This window comes from Bartonella rattimassiliensis 15908 (assembly GCF_000278215.1).
Lineage (GTDB): Bacteria > Pseudomonadota > Alphaproteobacteria > Rhizobiales > Rhizobiaceae > Bartonella > Bartonella rattimassiliensis.
In genome coordinates this window covers 198602-199607 of record NZ_JH725067.1, presented here as the reverse complement: position 1 = coordinate 199607, position 1006 = coordinate 198602, and the positions used below count along the sequence as shown (strand labels likewise).

General features: G+C 31.9%; 1 protein-coding gene. It reads right to left on the bottom strand.

The window, feature by feature from the left end; all coding sequences use genetic code 11:
- Nucleotides 1-669: 669 nt before the first annotated feature.
- Nucleotides 670-975 carry a hypothetical protein gene (locus MCY_RS06565; protein ID WP_007347581.1) on the bottom strand — a complete coding sequence of 102 codons (306 nt, stop codon included), beginning with the start codon at nucleotides 973-975 and terminating at the stop codon, nucleotides 670-672.
- Between the last annotated feature and the right edge of the window lie 31 nt (nucleotides 976-1006).

Genomic DNA, 1006 nt, shown 5'->3' with positions numbered 1-1006 from the left:
GATCATGCATCAAATAATCCATGACCAGGTTTTCAAATAATGTTCCTAATTCACGGGGAGATTTAGCTTTTTGCCGATAATATTCCAACAGAGAGCGTAAAGAGACGTGTTCATTATCAGAGTTAACAGATTGCAGCATATTGTAATAAAAATCCCTTGCCTTATGAGATGATTAATAACCATCAAAAGAATCAAAACGAATTCAATCAAATGCACTTAAAGCAAATATCGATAAAAATGGGAAAAAACTGCTAAAAAAGCGGATATTTTTTCAAAAGAGGTTTTTAAAGCTTGCTTATCAACAGCTCATGACATGGGATAAGATCAGCAAAGTAGTAAAATTTGCTATTCGTTTCATGGGTTAATCAAGATAAATGCACTATGGGCTTTAAAATATCAGAATGAGTATTTTGATAGGTTTTATAAGGCACTTTATAGAGAGGTTTTGAAGGTTTCTCACACCCTCAAAATACCTTCAAAAATATATCATGGGTTGTATTTATAGGTTGTGTTTTAATATAGATTGTATCTCTAAAATACTAATATATTGAAATATAATAACTTTTATTTTTTGATTGAAAAAAAATATATAAAGGGGAGTAAAAGGAACCCTCAAAATCCTCAAAACTCATAGATAGGGCGTTCTTTGAAGGTTCACTGTTATAGGGTTTAATTTTTCATAAGATTTCGAAATGCTTTATTGAGGTGTCTCTTATGGCTTTTCACGAAAGGATGCCATTCATAACGTCTCGTAGGCCGACCACTTTTAGGAGTATTATCTTCAGAGATTTCACGAATATAATTACAACAGCATAAAAGCTCTAAAGCTTGCTTCACGGCTTGATTATCTTTTAAAGAGGTCCAACTTCTTTGATGAATATCACGGTGTGTAAAAACATCAGGTAAATGATCACAACGCTCGACAATCAATTTTGCACTTTCACGGTCAGTTAAAAGAATATCATTTTCTGTCATTTTAAAATCCTTTCATTCTCAAAAAATAGAA